Annotated in this window: 17 protein-coding genes; 7 read left to right on the plus strand and 10 right to left on the minus strand. The window is 72.7% G+C overall.

All coding sequences use genetic code 11. From position 1 onward, the window contains the following. Positions 1-4: 4 nt before the first annotated feature. On the minus strand, positions 5-1,234 hold the full coding sequence (locus AC3X7R_RS13150; RefSeq protein WP_489966119.1) for an acyl-CoA dehydrogenase family protein: 1,230 nt from the start codon (positions 1,232-1,234) through the stop codon (positions 5-7). Positions 1,235-1,249: 15 nt separating this feature from the next. Beyond that, complete coding sequence (locus AC3X7R_RS13155; protein ID WP_489966120.1) at positions 1,250-2,614, minus strand: acyl-CoA dehydrogenase family protein; 1,365 nt, start codon at positions 2,612-2,614, stop codon at positions 1,250-1,252. Between the two features lie 88 nt (positions 2,615-2,702). On the opposite strand from AC3X7R_RS13155, the gene def reads away from it, so the two are divergent. Further along, entirely contained in the window at positions 2,703-3,293 is a 591-nt protein-coding gene (def, locus tag AC3X7R_RS13160) for a peptide deformylase (protein WP_489966121.1), read from the plus strand. 129 nt (positions 3,294-3,422) lie between these two features. Next, positions 3,423-4,766 carry a hypothetical protein gene (locus AC3X7R_RS13165; protein WP_489966122.1) on the plus strand — a complete coding sequence of 448 codons (1,344 nt, stop codon included), beginning with the start codon at positions 3,423-3,425 and terminating at the stop codon, positions 4,764-4,766. Between the two features lie 34 nt (positions 4,767-4,800). On the opposite strand, the gene AC3X7R_RS13170 is transcribed toward AC3X7R_RS13165, so the two are convergent. Together AC3X7R_RS13170 and cobA are read right to left on the minus strand one after the other, a co-directional pair. Next, entirely contained in the window at positions 4,801-5,604 is an 804-nt protein-coding gene (locus AC3X7R_RS13170) for a TrmH family RNA methyltransferase (protein WP_489966123.1), read from the minus strand. Positions 5,605-5,608: 4 nt separating this feature from the next. After that, positions 5,609-6,850, minus strand: coding sequence for a uroporphyrinogen-III C-methyltransferase (gene cobA / locus AC3X7R_RS13175; RefSeq protein ID WP_489966124.1), 1,242 nt, complete (start codon positions 6,848-6,850; stop codon positions 5,609-5,611). A 51-nt stretch (positions 6,851-6,901) separates the two neighbouring features. Here cobA and AC3X7R_RS13180 point away from each other — a divergent pair, with 51 nt between their 5' ends. Beyond that, positions 6,902-7,423: a YbhB/YbcL family Raf kinase inhibitor-like protein gene (locus AC3X7R_RS13180; RefSeq protein ID WP_489966125.1), complete on the plus strand. Its 522-nt coding sequence runs from the start codon at positions 6,902-6,904 to the stop codon at positions 7,421-7,423. 35 nt (positions 7,424-7,458) lie between these two features. On the opposite strand, the gene AC3X7R_RS13185 is transcribed toward AC3X7R_RS13180, so the two are convergent. Both AC3X7R_RS13185 and AC3X7R_RS13190 read right to left on the minus strand, forming a co-directional pair. Then, positions 7,459-8,085: an FMN reductase gene (locus AC3X7R_RS13185; RefSeq protein ID WP_489966126.1), complete on the minus strand. Its 627-nt coding sequence runs from the start codon at positions 8,083-8,085 to the stop codon at positions 7,459-7,461. Continuing rightward, positions 8,082-9,233, minus strand: coding sequence for an LLM class flavin-dependent oxidoreductase (locus AC3X7R_RS13190; RefSeq protein ID WP_489966127.1), 1,152 nt, complete (start codon positions 9,231-9,233; stop codon positions 8,082-8,084). Before AC3X7R_RS13190 ends, AC3X7R_RS13185 begins: the two co-directional genes overlap by 4 nt. 135 nt (positions 9,234-9,368) lie before the next feature. On the opposite strand from AC3X7R_RS13190, the gene AC3X7R_RS13195 reads away from it, so the two are divergent. Next, the gene (locus AC3X7R_RS13195) at positions 9,369-10,352 is read left to right on the plus strand and encodes an alpha/beta hydrolase (RefSeq protein ID WP_489966128.1); all 984 of its coding nucleotides are present in this window, start codon (positions 9,369-9,371) and stop codon (positions 10,350-10,352) included. A gap of 38 nt (positions 10,353-10,390) precedes the next feature. On the opposite strand, the gene AC3X7R_RS13200 is transcribed toward AC3X7R_RS13195, so the two are convergent. Genes AC3X7R_RS13200 through AC3X7R_RS13210 form a run of 3 tightly spaced genes read right to left on the minus strand, consistent with a single transcriptional unit; the run spans position 10,391 to position 12,775 of the window. Then, positions 10,391-11,155, minus strand: a complete 765-nt coding sequence (locus AC3X7R_RS13200) for a sulfite exporter TauE/SafE family protein (protein ID WP_489966129.1) — start codon at positions 11,153-11,155, stop codon at positions 10,391-10,393. Next, entirely contained in the window at positions 11,152-12,279 is a 1,128-nt protein-coding gene (locus AC3X7R_RS13205; RefSeq protein WP_489966130.1) for an SPFH domain-containing protein, read from the minus strand. The genes AC3X7R_RS13200 and AC3X7R_RS13205 overlap by 4 nt, the downstream gene beginning before the upstream one ends. 34 nt (positions 12,280-12,313) lie before the next feature. Further along, positions 12,314-12,775 (minus strand): NfeD family protein, encoded by a 462-nt coding sequence (locus AC3X7R_RS13210; RefSeq protein WP_489966131.1) that lies wholly within the window; start codon positions 12,773-12,775, stop codon positions 12,314-12,316. Between the two features lie 102 nt (positions 12,776-12,877). Here AC3X7R_RS13210 and AC3X7R_RS13215 point away from each other — a divergent pair, with 102 nt between their 5' ends. Then, positions 12,878-13,789 (plus strand): Gmad2 immunoglobulin-like domain-containing protein, encoded by a 912-nt coding sequence (locus tag AC3X7R_RS13215; RefSeq protein WP_489966132.1) that lies wholly within the window; start codon positions 12,878-12,880, stop codon positions 13,787-13,789. A 4-nt stretch (positions 13,790-13,793) separates the two neighbouring features. Here AC3X7R_RS13215 and AC3X7R_RS13220 read toward each other — a convergent pair whose 3' ends face one another. Beyond that, positions 13,794-14,594 (minus strand): ABC transporter ATP-binding protein, encoded by an 801-nt coding sequence (locus AC3X7R_RS13220; RefSeq protein ID WP_489966133.1) that lies wholly within the window; start codon positions 14,592-14,594, stop codon positions 13,794-13,796. Between the two features lie 52 nt (positions 14,595-14,646). Here AC3X7R_RS13220 and AC3X7R_RS13225 point away from each other — a divergent pair, with 52 nt between their 5' ends. Together AC3X7R_RS13225 and serB are read left to right on the plus strand one after the other, a co-directional pair. Further along, complete coding sequence (locus AC3X7R_RS13225; RefSeq protein WP_489966134.1) at positions 14,647-15,393, plus strand: Rv1486c family protein; 747 nt, start codon at positions 14,647-14,649, stop codon at positions 15,391-15,393. A 47-nt stretch (positions 15,394-15,440) separates the two neighbouring features. Beyond that, positions 15,441-16,655 (plus strand): phosphoserine phosphatase SerB, encoded by a 1,215-nt coding sequence (serB, locus tag AC3X7R_RS13230; protein WP_489966135.1) that lies wholly within the window; start codon positions 15,441-15,443, stop codon positions 16,653-16,655. Position 16,656 lies beyond the last annotated feature (1 nt).

The following is a 16,656-nucleotide window of genomic DNA, read 5'->3' on the forward strand; positions in this document are numbered from 1 at the left end:
TCGGCTACTTCAGCTCCGCGCTGGAGAGCCCGAGCACCCGACGGGCCACGATGAGCTGCTGGATCTGCTGGGTCCCCTCGAAGATGTCCAGGATCTTGGAGTCCCGGGACCACTTCTCCAGCAGCTCGGCCTCGCTGTAGCCCAGGGTGCCGGCCAGCTCGACGCAGGAGAGCGTGATGTCGGACCCGACCCGACCGGCCTTCGCCTTGGCCATCGAGGCCTCGAGCGAGTTGGGCTTGCGGTTGTCCGCCATCCACGCGGCCTGCATGGCGAGCAGGCGCGCGCCCTCCAGGTCGGCCTCCATCTGCAGGAACTTGGCCGCCGCCGCGCTCTGCACCTGGGCCGGCCGGTCGTAGTCGATGGTGATGCCGGCCTGCTCGAGGAGGTCGCGGGTCAGGTCCAGGGACGCCCGGGCGCACCCGATCGCCATCGCGGCGACCATCGGCCGGGTGTTGTCGAAGGTGGCCATCGCGCCACCGAAGCCGGCCTTCACGTCGATCTCGGGCGAGCCGAGCAGGTTCTCGGCGGGCACCCGGCAGTCGGTGAAGGTGATCACCGCGGTGTCGGAGGCCCGGATCCCCAGCTTGTGCTCGAGCCGCTCCACCCGCATCCCGGGCGTGCCCTTCTCGACGACGAACGACTTGATCGCCGCCCGGCCGAGGCTCTTGTCGAGGGTGGCCCAGACGACCACGGCCCCGGCACGCTCGCCGGAGGTGACGAAGATCTTCTCGCCGTTGAGGACGTAGTGGTCGCCGTCCAGCGTGGCGGTGGTGGTGAGGGCGGCGGAGTCGGAGCCCATGCCCGGCTCGGTGATGGCCATCGCCGCCCAGAGGCCCTTGAAGCGCTCCTGCTGCTCGGGGCTGGCCACCGAGGCGATGGCCGCGTTGCCGAGGCCCTGGCGCGGCATCGAGAGGAGAAGGGCGGTGTCGCCCCAACACATCTCGGCGATCGAGAGGATCGAGGCCAGGTTGGCGCCGTTGCGGACGCCGCCCTCCTCGTCGCCCTTCTTCTTCGCGGGGCGCGCCTCCTGGCTCACCCCCGTGGCACCGGCCCCCTCGGCCGTCCCCGACTCGGAGAGGCCGTCGATCATGGCCGCCAGCATGTCGAGCTCCTTGGGGTAGGCGTGCTCGGCGGCGTCGTACTTGCGTGAGATGGGGCGCAGCATGTTCATCGCGACCTGGTGTGCCTGGTCGATGAGCATGCGGTGCTTGCGGGGGGTCTCGAGGTTGATCATTGCGGTGCCTCGTCCTCAGACGAGGACGCCTCCTTCCATGACGCCCAGGGCCCTCAGGTCGCGGTACCACCGCTCCACCGGGTGCTCCTTGACGAAGCCGTGTCCACCGAGCAGCTGGACGCCGTCGAGGCCGATCCTCATGCCCTTCTCCGCGCAGAGGCGACGGGCCAGCGCGACCTCGCGGGCGAACTCCTTGCCCTGGGCCGCCCGCGACGCCGCACGCCAGGTCACCAGCCTCATGGCCTGGAGCTCGATCGCGATGTCGGCGACCATGAAGGCCACCGACTGCCGGTGTGCCACCGGCTCGCCGAACGCCTCCCGCTCCTTGACGTAGGGGGTCACGTAGTCCAGCACCGCCTGAGCGGTGCCCACGGCCAGCGCGCACCACGCCAGTCGGGAGAGACGGACGCACTCGGCATAGGTCGAGCCGTCCGCCTCGCCGAGGAGCTCGGCGGGGGTCTCGGTCAGCTGGAGCCGGGTCAGGCCGGCGGCTCGGACGCCCATCGACGGGTCGGCCACCACCTCGATGCCCGCGGCGCCGGACTCGACCAGGAAGAGGGCGGGCTTCCCGTCCAGCGCGGCACCCACCACGAAGAGCTCGGCCTCGGCACCCCGCGGGACCGCGGACTTCAGGCCGGTCAGCACGTAGCCCTCGCCGTCGCGCCTGGCCGTGGTCAGCGGGGCCAGGGCGTCGAAGAGGACGCGAGGCTCGGCGAGTGCCAGGGCCGCGGCTGGAACATCGTCACCGGTGAACGCCGGGAGGTAGGTCTGCTGCTGCTCCTCGCTGCCCCACAGCGACAGCGCGGTGGCGACGGCTCCGGAGGCCAGGCTCGCGACCGCGAGTCCCATGTCGCCCTTAGCGAGCGCCTCAGCGACCAGGGTCCCGGCCATCGCCGAGCGCTCCTCGGTGATACCACCCAGCGACTCCGGGACGCCCAGGATCGGCAGGCCGATCTCCAGGCTCGACCGCAGCACCCCCTCCGGCGCCGCGCACGCGTCGTCCGCGTCGGCCGCGGCGGGGCGCAGCACCTCGGAGGCGAACTCCGAGACGACGTCGACGAGCATCTGCTCGTCCTCGGTCGGGGTGAGGTCGAACCGCCCTGAGGACTGGGCGCTCGGAGGGCGCAGGCCGGCGCCCTTGCGCCCCTTGCGCGCGAAGGTGCGACCGGCGGCCGCGGCGGTCCGGAACCCCCCACGGGTGGCCGTGTAGACAGCCTGCTCGGCCGTCCGACGCAGACCCACCCGGTCCAGCAGATCGCTCTGCGCCAGCCGGCTGAGAGCGGCCACGGCGTAGCCGAGCGGCGCCCGCGTCTCGCGGGACGCCAGCCCGTTCCTGCCGCCCGGTCCGAGAACTGAGGGGACTGAGGGGAATGAGGCCATGGCGCTTACTGTAACTCCCAGTTACACACTGCGCCACAGTGCGGTGCGTGTCGCAGGTCACACGTGGGCGCTCGCTAGCATGAACGCCATGTCGCAGGCTCCGCACACTCCCCCTGGTCCGCTGCCCACAGGGGGGCGGGTCCGCCCGATCACCCGGTGGGGGGCCGAGGTGATGCACCGCCCGCAGGCGCAGGTGACGGAGTTCGACGACGCCCTGCGGGAGCTGGCCGCCGACATGGTGGCCACGATGTACGCCGCGGACGGCGTCGGGCTGGCGGCATGTCAGATCGGCGAGGACGTGGCGATGTTCGTCTTCGACTGTCCCGACGACTCGGGCGAGCACACCGCTGGCGTCGTCTGCAACCCGCGGATCACCCTGCCCGAGGGCAAGGACCGACGACTCGACGACGGGGACGAAGGCTGCCTGTCGTTCCCCGGCGCGTTCGTCGAGTGCCCACGCCCCGACTGGGCCCGGGTCGACGGCTACGGGCTCGACGGGGAGCCGGTCACCTTCGAGGGCGACGGTCTCCTCGCCCGCTGCCTGCAGCACGAGACGGACCACACCCTCGGCACCGTCTTCGGCGACCGGTTGCCCACCAAGCAACGCAAGAAGCTCCAGAAGGCGCACGACAAGGCCGCCGCGGAGTACCCCGAGGACTGGCCCGCCGAAGCCTCCTGACGCGGCCGGCAGGCCGGCTCCCGCTCGCACCCGGGCGTAAGTCCTCAAGGGACCGGGCCGAGCCCCGGCCGGCCCCCGCGAATGGGTCATTCGGCAGCGCCGGGCGACTCGGACGACGATCATGTGCGCATGGAAATGCGGCGCCGGGTCTTCGCGCGCATGTGGGCGGTGGCGGCCCTCGCCCACCTCGCCGGCAACTTCGACGACGGCGGGCTGTGGCCCTCCCCCGACCTGCTCGGCGTCTCGCTCACCCTGCTGGGGGCGGCGGCGACCGCCGTGCTGCTCGACCCGCGGGCGAAGCGGGTCCTCCTGCTCATGGGCATGGCGGTGGTCACGGCCGTGCTCGAGGCACCCGTGCTGGGCAACCACTGGCTGCTCGCGGCACTCGTCTCGGTCGGCTACCTGCTGACCGCCGGCCGCCCGGACCGGTTCGAGCCCCTGGCACGGACGGTGCTCCTCCTCTTCTACTCGTTCGCGGCCTTCGCCAAGATCAACACCGGGTTCCTCGATCCCGTCACCAGCTGTGGGACCTTCCACCTGGACGAGGCCCTGGGAGCCTTCGGGCTCCCGTCGGCCGGAACCACCGGCGCCCTGCCGCTCATGGCCGTCTGGGTCCCGGTGGCGGTGGAGGTGGCGGTCCCGCTCCTCCTGCTGATCCCCCGGACGCGACGCTTCGGCGTCCTCCTCGCCATGGCGTTCCACACGGCCCTCTCCTTCGACCTCGGCCAGCACTTCTACGACTTCACCGCGGTCCTCCTCCCGCTCTTCGCCCTGTTCCTGGCCGACCCCTTCTTCGAGCGCCTCGGCTCGGTGGGTCGTCTCCTGGGCCGGCGGCGTCGGCGCGCGCTACGGGCGGGGGCGCTCCTGGTCGGCGTCTCGGTGACCGCGGCCAACGTGCTGCCGCAGACCTCCGCCTCGCACGCCTGGCTCTCGTCGGGCAGCTTCTTGTGGTGGCTGCCCTACGTGGTACTGGTCGGCTGGGGGGCGATCGCCGCGGGACCTTCACTCCGTCCACACTGGCGGCTCGGGCCCGCGGGGATCGCGCTCGTCGCCCTGGTGGTGGCCAACGGGCTCACTCCCTACCTGGAGCTCAAGTCCGCCTACGGGTGGCACATGTACTCGAACCTCGTCCTGGTGGACGGGGAGTCCAACCACCTGCTGGTCCCCCGCAGCCTGCCCCTGCGCGACTCGCACGAGGGCATGGTCCGGGTCCTCGCCAGCAGCGACGCCGGCCTCGCCTCCTACGTCGACTCCGACTACCGACTGCCTTGGCCGTCCTTCCGGGCCTACACGCACCAGCGGCCCGAGCTCGCGGTCACCTACGAGCGCGCTGGCGGCACCGTGATCGTCCCCCGGGTGGGCGACTCCGCCCTGGCCGAGCCGATCCCCTGGTGGTGGCGGTGGATGCCGCTGCGGTCGGTCGACACCCGAGTCCCCGAGACCTGCCAGGACTCCTTCCTGCCCGCGCTCTGACTGCTGCCCCCTCCCGGAGAGGCCGGCGTGCGCCTCAGCGCTGCGCTGCCACGTAGCAGGCCACCGCGCTGGCCGCGGCGACGTTGAGCGAGTCGATCCCGGCCTGCATCGGGATGATCGCGCGGCGGTCGGCGGTGCGCTGCCAGCGCTCGGAGAGCCCCGGTCCCTCCGAGCCGAGGACCAGGGCGATCCGGTCCACCCCGGCCACGGCCTCGGGCACCGGTACGGCGTCCTCGGCGAGAGTGAGCGCGACCGTGGTGAAGCCGCGGCGCGACAGGGAGGGCAGCGCGTCGTACCAGTCGTCGAGGCGGGTCCACGGAAGGCTGAAGACTGCGCCCATGGCCACCTTCACCGCCCGGCGGTAGAACGGGTCCGCGCACCGGGGCGAGAGCAGGGCGGCGTCGAACCCCATGGCGGCGCCGGAGCGGAAGATGGCGCCGACGTTGGCGTGGTCGACCACGTCCTCCAGCACGAGAACCGAGCGGGCTCCGTGCAGCACCTCCTCGACGCTGGGCAGCGGGCGGCGGTGGAGCGAGGCGAGCGCCCCTCGGTGCACGTGGAACCCCGTGACCTGCTCGGCCAGGCGCTCGTCGACCACGTAGCAGGGCGCGGTGGAGGTGGCGAGCACGTCGCTGAGCCCGTCGAGCCACCGCGGGGCCATCAGGAACGAGCGGGGCTCGAAGCCGCCCTCCACGGCCCGGCGCACGACCTTCTCGCCCTCGGCGAGGAAGAGCCCGTGCTCGGCCTCTAGGCTCTTGCGGAGCTGGACGTCACGCAGGTCGCGGTAGTCGGCCAGTCTGGGGTCCTCCGCGGAGTCGATCTCGATCAGGGTCGCCACGGCCCTACTCTGCCGTGTGGCTCTCGGCGGCCGGATAGCGGTCGGGGTGTGCGACCGCGACCACGTCGCCGACGACGATGATCGCGGGTGGGCGGACGCCGTGGGTCGCCAGGTCGGCGGCCAGGTCCTGCAGGGTCGTGAGCACCGTGCGCTCCGCCGGCATGGTGCCCTCGACGACCACCGCGACGGGGGTGCCGGCCGGGCGGCCGCCGGCGACCAGGGCGGCCGCGATGGCTCCGGCGTTCTCCACCGCCATCAGCAGCACCACGGTGCCGCGCAGCCCGGCCACGGCGGACCACTCCACGAGCGACTCGGGGTGCCCGGGGGGCAGGTGCCCGCTGATCACCGTGAACTCGTGCGCCACCCCCCGGTGGGTCACCGGGATCTGCGAGACCCCGGGCACGGTCACCGAGGAGGAGAGCCCCGGGATCACCGTGACGGGGACGCCGGCCTCCCGGCAGGCCAGCACCTCCTCGAAGCCCCGGCCGAAGACGAAGCTGTCACCGCCCTTGAACCTGACGACCCGCTTGCCCTGCCGGGCGCGGTCGATCAGCAGCTCGTTGATCTGGTCCTGGCGGGCGCTGCGCCCGCGCGGCAGCTTCGCGACGTCGACCAGCTCGACGTGGGAACCCAGCTCGTCCAGCAGGGCACGAGGGGCCAGCCGGTCCGCCACCACGACGTCGGCGGAGGCGAGGGCGTGACGGGCCGCGATCGTGACCAGCTCGGGGTCGCCCGGGCCGCCGCCGACCAGCACCACGCCGGGGGTGCGATCCAGGGCGCCGGTGGTGTTGAGCCTGCCGTCGCGGAGCGCGTTGACGATGTCGTCGCGCAGCGCCGCGGACTGGCGGGGCTCGCGGTTCCCCAGGACGGCGACGGTCACGCTGCCGTGCCGGCCGGTCGCAGGGGTCCAGGCGGTCGCCGCCGAGGCGTCGTCGCTGCGCACGCAGAAGATCCGGCGCTCCTCCGCGGCGGCCGAGACCTGCTCGTTGGCGTGCGGGTCGTTGGTCGCGGCGATGACGTACCAGGCCTCGTCGAGGTCGGAGGGCTGGAACCGTCGCAGCTCCAAGGTGAGCTCGCCCGCCATGCCCTCGATGGCCGGCGTGACCTGCGGCGAGACGACGGTGACCAGGGCTCCCGCCCCGAGGAGGGACGGCACGCGGCGCTGGGCGACGTGTCCGCCGCCTACGACGACGACCTTCCGTCCAGTGAGGCGGAGTCCGGCGGGATATGGGGGAAAGTCGTTCACCGCCCCATTGTCCCCGTGTAGGAAGGACCGCCTCGGGTTACAGTCCGAGGCATGAGCATCGAGCGACCGATCGCCCCGAACCCGTATGACTACCTTCCCCCGGTGCCGTCCTTCACGGTCACGAGCGCCGACGTGACGGACGGAGAGCCCCTCAAGGACGACCAGGTGGCACACCTGGGCAACACGTCCCCGCAGCTGGCCTGGGAGGGCGCCCCCGAGGGCACCCGGTCCTACGTGGTGACCTGCTTCGACCCGGACGCGCCGACCCCGTCGGGCTTCTGGCACTGGGCCCTGGTCGACATCCCGGGCGACGTGACCTCCCTGGAGTCGGGCGCGGCGGGCGGCGTGCTGCCCGGCCAGTCGTTCCAGCTGCGCAACGACGGGGGCGAGGTCGGGTTCATGGGAGCCGCGCCCCCCGAGGGCGACCACCCGCACCGCTACTTCTTCGCGGTGCACGCCGTGGGTGAGGAGTCGCTGGGGATCGACGCCGACGCCTCCAACGCCGTGATGAGCTTCAACCTGGCCTTCAAGAGCCTGGGACGGGCGCTCATCCACGGGACCTACCAGCGCTGAGCCCGGCGGGACCCCGGCACGGGGATCGTGCTGGCTCAGATCCCGGAGAGGAGCTCCTCGAAGGGCGTCGGGTCCGCCAGCCGCTCCTCGACCGAACGCCCCCGACCCACCGCTGCCGGCGTACCGGCGCCCAGCACGGAGGCCAGCTCCGCGGCGGCGCGCTCGATCCGGCCTGCCAGCTGCCCTCCCGCGCCGTCGCCGAAGTCCTCGGTCGCCGCGAAGACCGCGGTGGGGACCGGCACGGCCCGCAGGTAGGAGAAGAGCGGGCGGACGGCGTGCTCGAGCACCAGCGAGTGGCGCGCGGTGCCCGCGGTGGCGCCCATCAGCACGGGCGTCCCGGTGAGCATCCCGGGCTCCAGCACGTCGAAGAAGGTCTTGAACAGCCCCGCATAGGAGGCCGAGAAGACCGGGGTGACCGCGATCAGCGCGTCCGATCCCCGGACCTTCTCGATCGCCTCTGCCAATGGCCCCGTCGCGAACCCGGTGAGCAGGTTGTCGGCGAGCGGGTGCGCCAGGTCGCGCAGCTCCACGACCTCGACCTCGGCCCCGACACCCGCCGCGGCCAAGGCCCGCGTCGTGGCCTCCGAGAGGCGGTCGGCCAGCAGCCGGGTGCTCGAGGGGACGGAGAGCCCCGCGGTGACCACCGTGATCCGGCGCGTCATGAGCGCACCGCCGCCGCCCTCGGGGAGCGGCCCGTGACGTCGTCCGCGGCCGCGTGCACGGTGGAGTCCCGGCCACCGCCCGCCGCCTGCACGCGGGAGGCGTGGGTGGGAGCGTCCGGCACGTGGTCCGGCTTGAGCGCTGCGAACTCCTTGCGAAGCACCGGCACGACCTCCTCGCCGAGCAGGTCGAGCTGCTCGAGCACCGTCTTCAGCGGGAGCCCGGCGTGGTCCATCAGCCACAGCTGGCGCTGGTAGTCGCCGGCGTACTCCCGGAACCCCAGGGTCCGCTCGATCACCTGCTGGGGGGACCCCACGGTCAACGGGGTCTGGCTGGTGAAGTCCTCCAGCGACGGGCCGTGGCCGTAGACCGGCGCGTTGTCGAAGTACGGGCGGAACTCGCGGACGGCGTCCTGGCTGTTCCTGCGCATGAAGGCCTGACCGCCCAGCCCCACGATCGCCTGGTCGGCCGACCCGTGACCGTAGTGCTCGAAGCGCCGACGGTAGAGGCCGACCATCTGGGCGGTGTGGGAGGAGGGCCAGAAGATGTGGTTGTGGAAGAAGCCGTCGCCGTAGTACGCGGCCTGCTCGGCGATCTCAGGGCTGCGGATGGACCCGTGCCAGACGAAGGGGGCCACCCCGTCGAGCGGACGCGGCGTGGAGGTGAAGCCCTGCAGCGGGGTGCGGTGCTTGCCCTCCCAGGTCACCACGTCCTCGTGCCAGAGCCGGCGCAGCAGCGCGTAGTTCTCGATGGCGAGCTCGATGCCGTCCCGGATGTCCTTGCCGAACCAGGGGTAGACCGGCCCGGTGTTGCCCCGCCCGAGCATCAGGTCCATCCGGCCGTCGGCCAGGTGCTGCAGCTGGGCGTAGTCCTCGGCGATGCGCACGGGGTCCGTGGTGGTGATCAGGGTGGTCGACGTCGAGAGGATCAGCCGCTCGGTCAGGGCCGCCACGTAGGCCATGGTGGTGGTCGGCGAGGAGGCGGCGAAGGGCGGGTTGTGGTGTTGACCGAAGGCCATCACGTCCAGCCCGACCTCCTCGGCCTTGCGGGCGATGGCCACCGTGGCCTTGATCCGCTCGTGCTCGCTGGGGCTGCGCCCCGTGGTCGGGTCCGTCGTGACGTCGCCGACGGTGAAGATGCCGAACTGCATCGCTGCTCCCTTAGTTGAATGTCGAACTAGATCGCACAACGGATGCGACACCCGGTTTGTTCCGCCGGCGCGCCGCTGGCGACGACTCCCCCAGGTCCGCACACCTCGCGCCGCGCCGGATGGGAGACTCCCGGCATGCACGCCGTACCCCCGGGACCTGCCGTCGACATCCTCGGCCATCCCTACGAGGTGGAGACCCTCGAGCTGGGTCACGACGACGAGGGACCGGTCGTGGCCACGCTGGTCAAGCGCCCCACCCACGGCCCCACCAACTGCGCCGTGCTCCACCTCCACGGGTTCGCCGACTACTTCTTCCAGACCGAGTACGCCGAGTGGTGGACCGAGCGGGGCTACACCTTCTACGCCCTCGACCTGCGCAAGTACGGCCGGTCCCTGCAGGGACACCAGACCCCCAACTACGTCAGCGACCTGGCCGAGTACTTCCCGGAGGTGGACGAGGCCTTCCGCCGCATCACCGAGCGCGACGGCCACGCGGCGGTGGTCGGCTCGGCCCACTCGACCGGCGGCCTCACGCTCCCCCTGTGGGCCCATGAGCGCCGGCCCCGTCTCGCGGGCATGGTGCTCAACTCACCGTGGCTCGACCTCCAGGGACCGTGGTGGATGCGCACCCTCGGGACCGAGGTCGTCCGCCGGCTCGGAGAGGTCGTCCCCCGGGTCGTCGTGCCCCGGACGGTCAGCGGCCTCTATGCCCGCTCCCTCCACCTGGACCACGACGGCGACTGGTCGTTCGACCTCACCTGGAAGCCGCTCGAGTCCTGGCCGGTGCGGACCGGGTGGCTGCGGGCGATCCGTGAGGGTCACGCCGCCGTCCACCGCGGCCTGGACGTCGGGTGCCCCACGCTGGTGATCTCCTCGGCGCGGACCGGTCGCGCCCTGGTGATGGACGAGGAGGTGCACACCACCGACATCGTCCTCGACGTGGAGCAGATCCGCCGCTGGGCCCCCGCGCTCGGCACCCACGTGACCAGCGTGGCCGTGGAGGGCGCCCGGCACGACGTCGTGCTCTCCCGCCCCGGTCCCCGGGCCGAGGTCTACCGGACCCTGGACACCTGGCTCGGCGCCTGGGTGGAGGCCGCGGCCGAGGGGCCCTCCGCCTAGCGCCTCCTCGCCCCGCGGGAGGCCGGGCCGTTCCGGGCTCAGCGCAGCAGGAAGACGCCCAGCGCGACCAGGCCGACCACCACGATGGTGGCCCGCAACCACAGGTCGGGCAGCCGGCGGCCGATTCCCGCCCCGAGCTGCCCGCCGACCACGGAGCCCGCCGCGATCAGCGCCACCACCTGCCAGTCGACCGGCGCGACGACGGCGAAGACCAGGCCTGACACCCCGTTGACCAGGGCACCGAGGATGTTCTTGATGCCGTTGAGGGTCTGCAGCGCCTCGTCCATGCCGATGCCGAGGATGGCCATCAGCAGGACGCCCTGCGCCGCACCGAAGTAGCCCCCGTAGACCCCGGCGAGCGCGATCGCGGGCCAGACCCACCAGGCCCCGTGGTGAGGGAGCCCACCGGTCGCGACGTGACGCGCAGCGACCCGCCGCGAGATCCTCGGACCCAGGACGACCAGCACGATGCCGAGCAGCACCAGGGCGGGCACGATCGCCTCGAATGCCCCCTCCGGCAGGAGCAGCAGCAGCACCGCACCCAGCACCCCGCCGACGGCCGAGGCGGAGGCGAGGCGGAGCACGCGGGCGCGCTGCCCCACGAGCTCCCGGCGGTAGCCCACGGCGCCCGAGATCGAGCCGGGCACCAGCCCGATGGTGTTCGAGACGTTCGCGGTGACCGGAGGGACACCGAACGCCAGGAGGGTCGGGAACGTGATGAGCGTTCCCGACCCCACCAGCGTGTTGATGGTTCCGGCGCAGACGCCGGCGACGGCGACCAGCACCGCCTCGAGGAGCGTCACCTCGCCGGCGGCTCCTGCGCCGGGTCGGCACCGGTGCCAGGCGCGGGGCCTGTCTGTCCGGCGCCGGTCGGCGTCGTGGACGCCTCCTGGGCGGCGGCGATCGCCTCCTCCACGGCGCGGCTCGAGGAGCTCGCCCCGGTCTCGGCACTGGAGCGTGGCAGCTGCGGCTCGGTGGGGCCCATGTCGACCCGCTTGGTCGGGGTCGCGTCGCGCGGGATGCCCGCCATGTCCGTCATCGTCGAGCCCAGGCCCTCGAGGGCCTTGCCGATCTCGGACGGGACGATCCAGACCTTGTTGGCGTCGCCCTCGGCGATCTTGGGCATCATCTGCAGGTACTGGTAGGCCAGCAGCGACTGGTCGGGGCGGCCGTCGTGGATGGCCTGGAAGACCGTCTGGATGGCCTGGCCCTCACCCTGCGCGCGCAGGATGGCGGCCTCGCGGTCGGCCTGGGCACGGAGGATCTGCGACTCTCGGTCACCCTCGGCCGAGAGGATGGACGCCTGCTTGGACCCCTCGGCGGTGAGGATCGCCGACTGGCGCTCCCCCTCGGCGGTGAGGATGGCGGCCCGCTTGTCGCGGTCGGCGCGCATCTGCTTCTCCATCGAGTCCTTGATGGAGGGCGGCGGGTCGATCCCCTTGATCTCGACCCGACCGACCCGGATGCCCCAGCGGCCGGTGGCCTCGTCGAGGACCCCGCGCAGACCCGAGTTGATCTGCTCGCGGCTGGTCAGCGTCTCCTCGAGGTCCATGCCACCCACGATGTTGCGCAGGGTGGTCATGGTCAGCTGCTCCACGGCCTGGATGTAGTTGGCGATCTCGTAGGTCGCCGCGACCGGATCGGTGACCTGGAAGTAGATGACGGTGTCGATGGAGACCACGAGGTTGTCCTCCGTGATCACCGGCTGCGGCGGGAAGCTCACCACCTGCTCGCGCAGGTCGATCAGGTAGCGGACCCGGTCGATGAAGGGGACCACGATGTTGAGACCGGCCGGCAGCGTCTGCTTGTACTTGCCGAACCGCTCCACGATGCCGGCGCGCGCCTGCGGCACGATGCGCACCGTCTTGGCGAGCACCACGACCACGAAGACGAGCAGCAGTGCGAGCAGGACGAGGAAGATCTCCATCGGCCCTCCGTTCCGAAGTAGGGATGCGGGTGTGTCAGGGGTCGAGCCGGGGAACCGGGTGGACGAAGGCGGTGGCCCCTCGGATCTCGAGGACCTCGACCGTCTCCCCGGCAGGGATGGTGAGGGTGTCGTCGTAGGGGGAGGCGGACCAGATCTCTCCCCCGACCTTGATCCTGCCCACCCGGAGGCCCGAGATCTCCTCGGTCACCTCGGCCTGACGGCCCACCAGCTTGCCGTGCCCCAGCTGCAGCTCGGGTCCGCCGTGGACCCGGGCGACGAGCGAGGGGCGCAGCAGCAGCAGGGCGGCCAAGGAGGTCGCGGCGGCCGCGATCACCTGGATCGCGACGTGCAGGTCGAGGACGGCGGCCAGCATGCCGACCAGCGCACCCGTCGCCAGCATGATGAGGATGAGGTCCAGGCTGAACATCTCGGCGACGCCGAGCAGCACGGCGACCCCCAGCCACGTCTCCCACGCGTGCTCGCGCAACCAGTCCATGCGGCGATCCTATCGGTCGCAGGACCGTCAGGTGGCCAGTCCGGGCGGCCTCCCACCGCTTGTCGCCGAGCCAGAGGCCCGTCGAGATGGCAGCATCCCCCCATGACGACTGCTCCCTACCTCCGTTCCCGCCGCTCGCTGCGGCCCGCCGGACTCGCCGCCCTCGCTCTGACGGCCGGGCTGCTGCTCGCCGGCTGCGGCGACGAGGACCCTGCCGACGAGACCGCCGCGACCGACTCCGCCTCCCCCAGCCCCTCCGCCAGCCCCACCCCCAGCGAGGAGCCGAGCGAGACCGCCGACGCCAGCCCCTCGGACCTCGCGTTCAGCTACTTCGTCGTGGAGACGCGTGCCGGTCTGCGGCTGGCCGGCGAGTCGCAGCCGGCTGACGGGGACCCCGCCGTCGCCGCACTCGAGGCCATGGTCGCCGGCCCCCTGGACCCCGACTACGCCACCACGTGGAACCCCGCCACCCAGGTGCTGGCGGCCTCCTTGGGCGCCGATGGCGTGATCACGGTCGACCTCTCGGCCGAGGCGCGGGAAGCGGACGTCGGCGCCCCCGGAGCCGCCGCCATGGCCCAGCAGCTGGTCTGGACCGCCACCGAGGCGTTGGCCCCCGAGGCGTCCGTACGCCTCCTGATCGACGGCGAGCCGGCCGGGGAGCTGTGGGGATCGGTCTCCTGGGACGAGCCGGTCGCCCGGGCGGCCGACGAGGACGTCAGGGCGCCGGTCAGCATCGTCTCGCCGGTCGAGGGCGCCACGGTGCCCTCGCCGGCCTCCGTCAACGGGGAGGCCAGCGCCGTCGAGGCCAACGTCCCGTGGCGGGTGCTCGACGCGCAGGGCAAGGAGGTCGAGTCCGGGTTCACCACCGCGGAGGAGGCGATGACCTTCGCGCCCTTCTACTTCGACGTGAAGCTGAGGCCCGGCACCTACGTCGTGGAGGTCTCCGAGGACGACCCGTCCGGGGGCGAGGGCGGCGAGCCGTACCGGGAGACCAAGACCATCACCGTGGAGTAGCCGTTCAGAGACTGCGACGGGCGGCGCGCCGGCGCGCGGCGTACCGCCCGTCCTCGACCCGCAGGACCAGGGGCATGCCGTAGGTCTCCGAGAGCGCCTCGGCGGTCACGACCCGCTCCAGCGGGCCCTGCGCCACGACCCGGCCCTCGCGCAGCATGAGCGCGTGGGTGAAACCGGGGGGGATCTCCTCCACGTGGTGGGAGACGAGCACGGTGGCCGGGGAGTCCGGGTCCATCGCCAACGACGAGAGCGTCGAGACGAGGTCCTCGCGGCCACCCAGGTCCAGCCCGGCCGCCGGCTCGTCCAGCAGCAGCAGCTCGGGATCGGTCATCAGCGCCCGGGCGATCTGGACGCGCTTGCGCTCGCCCTCGCTCAGGGTGCCGAAGGTCCGCTCGGCCAGGTGGCGTGCCCCGACCTCGTCGAGGAGCGAGCCGGCCCGGTCGTGGTCCAGCTCCTCGTAGGACTCGCGCCAGCGTCCGAGGACGCCGTACGACGCGGAGACCACCACGTCACGCACCAGCTCGCCCCGCGGGACCCGGTCGGCCAGAGCGGCACTGGTCAACCCGATACGGGTGCGGAGCTCGAAGACGTCGACGGTGCCCAGCACCTCCTCCAGGATGCCGGCGACCCCCGACGTGGGGTGCATCTGCGCGGCCGCGACCTGCAACAAGGTGGTCTTGCCCGCCCCGTTCGGCCCGAGGACGACCCAGCGCTCGTCCTCCTCCACCGACCAGGTCACCCCGTCGAGCAGGGTGGCGGAGCCACGCCGCACCGAGACGTCGGCGAACTCCAGCACGGCAACCATGCCGCTCACCCTATCCAGAGCGTTCGCAGGCCCGGCGGTAGCCTCACTGCCCGTGAGCAACCCCCTCCCGGAGTCCGCCGTCCTGGCCTGGTGGGGCACGGCCTGGCTGCGTGGGGAGGTGCTGACCGACCACCTCCTCGACGCCATGGCCGCCCAGGGCTCGGCGCACACCGTGGTGACCGGCCCGGGCCCGGACGCCCCCGACCACGTGGGCCCCGGGCCGCTCGACCTGCTCGCGGCGCTGCGCCGCGCCGGCGCCACCCAGCTCGGGCTCGCGCTCCCGATCGACGGTGACCCGCTCGGCCTGGGGGGTCCCCCGTCGTTCAACTTCGCGGCGCTCGAGGCCGGGGAGGCCGTGGTCGCCCCGCAGGCGGGGCTGGGGGCCGTGCCGCACGTCGTCGGCTCGGGCGTGACCTGGACGGTCGTCCCGGCCTCCCGCCGTTCACTGCCGGACGTCGGCGAGGCCGACCGAGGACTCCGTCGCGCGGTGCTCGAGGTCGCGCAGGCGCTCGCAGAGCTCGACGTGGCCAGGTGGCGGCCCGAGGTGGCGGACGCGATCATGGACCTGCACCACGTCCCGGCCCTCGAGCCGCCCCCCGGGGTGCCGCCGCGCTGCGCCGGCCTCGCGGCCCGGGCGCTGCAGTGCTCGGCGATCGTCGAGCTGGCCGCTGACGACCACGGGGCCTCGGTGAGCGCGGCCGAGATGGTCCGCCGGGAGACCGCCCTGGAGCCGCTCGAGCGGGCGGCTCGTCGCGCCCTCGTCGCCGCCTGCTCCCCGGAGGTCTGGCCCGAGGGCTGATCCCGGCAGGCCGCCCGGGCGCGCGGCGCAGTAGCCTCGGCACTGCCATGGACCAGGACGCCCCGAAGACCCTGCTCATCACCCTCACCGGCAAGGACCGGCCCGGCGTGACCGCGGCCGTCTTCTCCCGTCTCGCCCAGGCCGGGGTCGAGGTCCTGGACGTCGAGCAGATCGTGCTGCGCCGCCGTCTCGTGCTCGGGCTCCTGGTGACCGCCCCCCACGACTGGCGGAGGGTCAGCGACCAGGTGCACCGCATCGGCGAGGAGCTCGACGTCCAGGTGGAGGTCGAGCGGGGCACCGGCGACAACCGGGTGCGCGCCGCCGGGCGCAGCCACGTCACCGTCATCGGCTCGCCGTTGCGCGCTGCTGCGATGGCGGCGATCACCGGGCGGATCGCCGACAGCGGTGCCAACATCGACCGCATCGAGCGGATGGCCCGCTACCCCGTCACCGCGATCGACCTCCACGTCTCGGGGGTCTCCCCGGACCGACTGCGGAGCCTGCTGGCCATCGAGGCCGCGAGCCAGGGAGTGGACGTCGCCGTCCAGCCCGCCAACCTGCTGCGGCGCAGCATGCGCCTGATCGTCATGGACGTCGACTCCACCCTCGTGCAGGGCGAGGTGATCGAGATGCTGGCGGCACACGCGGGCGTCGAGGACGAGGTGGCGCGGGTCACGGAGTCGGCGATGCGCGGCGAGATCGACTTCGCCGAGTCGCTGCACCACCGGGTGGCCCTGCTGGAGGGGCTGCCCGCCAGCGCCCTGGACGACGTGTACCGGGACCTGGTGCTCGCCCCGGGCGCCCGCACCATGGTGCGGACGCTGAGGCGTCTGGGCTATCGCTTCGCGATCGTGTCGGGCGGGTTCAGCCAGGTCACCGACCGGCTCGCCGCCGACCTCGACATCGACTTCGCGCGGGCCAACGAGCTGGAGATCGTCGACGGCCGCCTGACCGGTCGGATCGTGGGTCCGGTGGTCGACCGGGCCGGCAAGGCCGCGGCGCTGCGTGAGTTCGCCGCCTCGTGCGGGGTGCCCCAGGAGGCGGTCATCGCCATCGGCGACGGGGCCAACGACCTCGACATGCTCAACGAGGCCGGCCTGGGGATCGCCTACAACGCCAAGCCCGTGGTGCGGGACGCGGCCGACACCTCCGTCAACGTCCCCTACCTGGACGCCATCATCTACCTGCTGGGCATCTCACGCGAGGAGGTCGAGGCCGCCGACGCGGAGGCCGGGATCGTCACGCCGGCGCCCCCCGTCTGAG

Source organism: Nocardioides sp. Z22_16 (genome assembly GCF_058134365.1).

Coding starts and splice junctions, on each gene's coding strand:
- AC3X7R_RS13150 (WP_489966119.1), bottom strand. CDS start 1,234: ATGATCAACCTCGAGACCCCCCGCAAGCACCGCATGCTCATCGACCAG.
- AC3X7R_RS13155 (WP_489966120.1), bottom strand. CDS start 2,614: ATGGCCTCATTCCCCTCAGTCCCCTCAGTTCTCGGACCGGGCGGCAGG.
- def (WP_489966121.1), top strand. CDS start 2,703: ATGTCGCAGGCTCCGCACACTCCCCCTGGTCCGCTGCCCACAGGGGGG.
- AC3X7R_RS13165 (WP_489966122.1), top strand. CDS start 3,423: ATGGAAATGCGGCGCCGGGTCTTCGCGCGCATGTGGGCGGTGGCGGCC.
- AC3X7R_RS13180 (WP_489966125.1), top strand. CDS start 6,902: ATGAGCATCGAGCGACCGATCGCCCCGAACCCGTATGACTACCTTCCC.
- AC3X7R_RS13185 (WP_489966126.1), bottom strand. CDS start 8,085: ATGACGCGCCGGATCACGGTGGTCACCGCGGGGCTCTCCGTCCCCTCG.
- AC3X7R_RS13190 (WP_489966127.1), bottom strand. CDS start 9,233: ATGCAGTTCGGCATCTTCACCGTCGGCGACGTCACGACGGACCCGACC.
- AC3X7R_RS13195 (WP_489966128.1), top strand. CDS start 9,369: ATGCACGCCGTACCCCCGGGACCTGCCGTCGACATCCTCGGCCATCCC.
- AC3X7R_RS13205 (WP_489966130.1), bottom strand. CDS start 12,279: ATGGAGATCTTCCTCGTCCTGCTCGCACTGCTGCTCGTCTTCGTGGTC.
- AC3X7R_RS13210 (WP_489966131.1), bottom strand. CDS start 12,775: ATGGACTGGTTGCGCGAGCACGCGTGGGAGACGTGGCTGGGGGTCGCC.
- AC3X7R_RS13215 (WP_489966132.1), top strand. CDS start 12,878: ATGACGACTGCTCCCTACCTCCGTTCCCGCCGCTCGCTGCGGCCCGCC.
- AC3X7R_RS13220 (WP_489966133.1), bottom strand. CDS start 14,594: ATGGTTGCCGTGCTGGAGTTCGCCGACGTCTCGGTGCGGCGTGGCTCC.
- serB (WP_489966135.1), top strand. CDS start 15,441: ATGGACCAGGACGCCCCGAAGACCCTGCTCATCACCCTCACCGGCAAG.